Annotated in this window: 2 protein-coding genes; both read right to left on the bottom strand. The window is 53.0% G+C overall.

Features of this window, described 5'->3' with window-relative positions; all coding sequences use genetic code 11:
- Positions 1–134: 134 nt before the first annotated feature.
- Positions 135–971 carry a PHP domain-containing protein gene (locus ACTHUE_RS14750; protein WP_070460450.1) on the bottom strand — a complete coding sequence of 279 codons (837 nt, stop codon included), beginning with the start codon at positions 969–971 and terminating at the stop codon, positions 135–137.
- 60 nt (positions 972–1,031) lie between these two features.
- Positions 1,032–2,737, bottom strand: a 1,706-nt coding sequence (locus tag ACTHUE_RS14755) for a penicillin-binding protein 1A (RefSeq protein ID WP_440423877.1), incomplete at its 5' end; no start/stop codon positions are given.

Raw genomic sequence — 2,737 nt, forward strand, 5'->3', positions numbered from 1 at the left:
GCTTAAAAACGATACATGTCAGTTGAGGGAGTTTGATGAGGTATATTTGATTATTGAATTTACTTATGTAAATTGTGTAGATGCTGTGTCTCTGTTTATAGATAGATAAGCTATTTACAAAAATATGAAAAAATTCAGACGGCCTTAAAGTGTTCCCAGACAGGACGGCATTGTTCGGGTAGGTCGGGACAGGCGCCGAGTATGCCGCCGCTGAAGTCGTTGGGGCGGTGGAAGTCGCTGCCTGCGCTGGCGAGAAAGTCGAAACGGTCGGCAAGCAGGGCATAGTTGAGGCGGTCGTTTTTGCAGCAGTTGCCGCTGTGCACTTCAATTCCTGCGCCGCCGAGATTTTTAAATTCTTGAAAGAGGTTTCGTTTGGCGGTGGCGGATAATTCATAGCGCATCGGGTGGGCGATAATGGCCATGCCGCCCGCGCCTGTAATCGCGACTACGCAGTCTTCCAGTGTGGCCCATTCATGTCTGACGGAACAGGATTTGCCGTCGCCCAGATATTTGGTAAATGCCTGCTGTTTGTTTTTAACATGGCCTTCGCGAATGAGGAATTCGGCAATGTGGGTACGGCTGGCCATTTCTTTGTTGGCGGCCAATGCCAGCGCGCCTTCATACGAGCCTGTTATGCCTTTTTTCTCCAGTTTGGCCGCGATGGCTTCCAATCGTTTTAGACGGCCTTTGCGGACTTCGGCAAGCAGGTTTTGCAGGGCTTCGTTGTGTTCGTCAAAGTCCAAACCGACAATGTGGATGGTGCGGCCGCGCCAAGTGACGGATATTTCCACGCCGTTGACGAAGGGGAGGCCGAGGGTATCGGCTTCGGCACGTGCTTCGGCAAGTCCGCCGGTATGGTCGTGGTCGGTCAGGGCGAGCAGGGTGCAACCGTTTTGAAGGGCGAGTCGGACGACTTCGGTTGGGGAAAGCATGCCGTCTGAAACGGTTGAATGGCAGTGTAAATCAATCATGGTTTTGCTTTGAATTTTCTCAAAAAAGGCCGTCTGAACGTTTCAGACGGCCTTGATTTGTTAGAACAGAGAGTCCAGTTGTTGTCTGTTATTGTTGCCGGTATTGCTTGGCAGAACTGGGGTTTCGTCTAATTCTTCACGGGCTGGCGCATTGCCGCTCTCGGTACGGCGGCGGTTTTCATTCGGAACGGCACGATGGGCAGGACGCGGAGCAACGCCGCTGTTGTCCAAGGCCAGGTCGGAGCTGGTGGTCATGCGTTCGCGCATATACACTTCGCCGCCGTTTGTAACCACGCCTTCAGGTGCTTTCATCGGTTTGACGCTGGTGCCTTTCAGGGCGAAGCGCATGTATTCTACCCAAACCGGTACGGCGATTGTACCACCGTAACCTGCACGACCCATGCTGCGCGGTTTGTCAAAGCCGATATAGACGGCAGTCACAACGCTAGGGTTGAAGCCGACAAACCATGCGTCTTTGTTGTCGTTGGTGGTACCGGTTTTACCGGCGATGTCGGCGCGGCCGAGTGCGGCTGCACCGCGTGCGGTACCGACACGGACAACGTCTTGCATGATTTTGTACATGATGTAGGCGTTGCGCGGGTCAATGGCCTGAGGTGCGTTCTCACCGGCTACCAAAGGTTGCATTTGCGCTCTCAGACGGCCTTGGCTGTCGTAGATTTTGTCGATGACGTGGGCAGATACTTTGTAACCGCCGTTGGCAAAGACGCTGTAACCTTCTGCAATACGCAACGGTGTGGTTTCGCCTGTACCCAAAGCCATAGACAGGCTAGCAGGGATTTCAGACGGCTTGAAGCCGAAGCGTTGGATGTATTGTTGCGCGTAGCCGATGCCGATAGACATCAGGATGCGGATGGACACCATGTTTTTCGAAGCGGTCAAAGCCTGGCGCAGCGTGATGTAACCGGAATAGCGGCCGTCTGAATTTTTCGGGTTCCACACTTTGCCGTTTGCACCTTTGCCCGGCAGGGAAATCGGCGCATCGTTAATCATGGTGGAGGCAGTCATGCCTTTTGCCAAAGCGGCGGAATAAACAAACGGTTTAAACGTAGAGCCGGGTTGGCGCATGGCTTGAGTTGCGCGGTTGAAGGTTTTGCTGTGGTAGTCGTAGCCGCCGACCAATGCGCGGACTGCACCGGTTTTCGCATCTAAAGACACCAATGCGCCTTGCAGCAAAGGCTCTTGAACGACGGTAAAGGTATCGCCGCTGCCTTTAACGCGGATGACGGAGCCGCGGCGGATGCGGTCTTCGCCCATTTTTTCGTTGTTGACGGCACGGGCGGCAAAGCCTAAAGCGTGGCTGTTCAGCGTCACTTTACGTCCGCTTGGCAACTGAATCTGTACACCTTTACGGGAGGCTTCCAATACAACTGCAGGAATCATCTTATCGACGGTGTAAAGTGTAGAAAGATATTGGCTGACGGTTTCTTCTACGTTGTCGCTTTTGCTCAGGTCGATGTAGTTTTCTGCACCACGGTAGCTGCTGCCACGGTCGAAGTTGCGCAGAACTTTACGCAGGGCTTCGGTAGCGACGCGTTGGTGTGCGGTATCGACTGTGGTATATACCTTGAAACCTTGAGTGTAGGCATCTTCACCGTATTTTTCAAACAGCTCCTGACGTACCATTTCGGCAACGTACAGGGCGCTTTGATCGATGTTTTGTACAAAACGCTCGTAATGCAACTCTTCTTTCAAAGCCTGATCGCGTTGCTGCAGGGTAATCATGCCTTCTTCCAGCATATTGTTCA

The organism is Neisseria sp. P0021.S005, from assembly GCF_051956955.1.

Excerpts from the sequence above, each read along its gene's own strand:
- ACTHUE_RS14750 (WP_070460450.1), bottom strand. The coding sequence starts at position 971 with ATGATTGATTTACACTGCCATTCAACCGTTTCAGACGGCATGCTTTCC.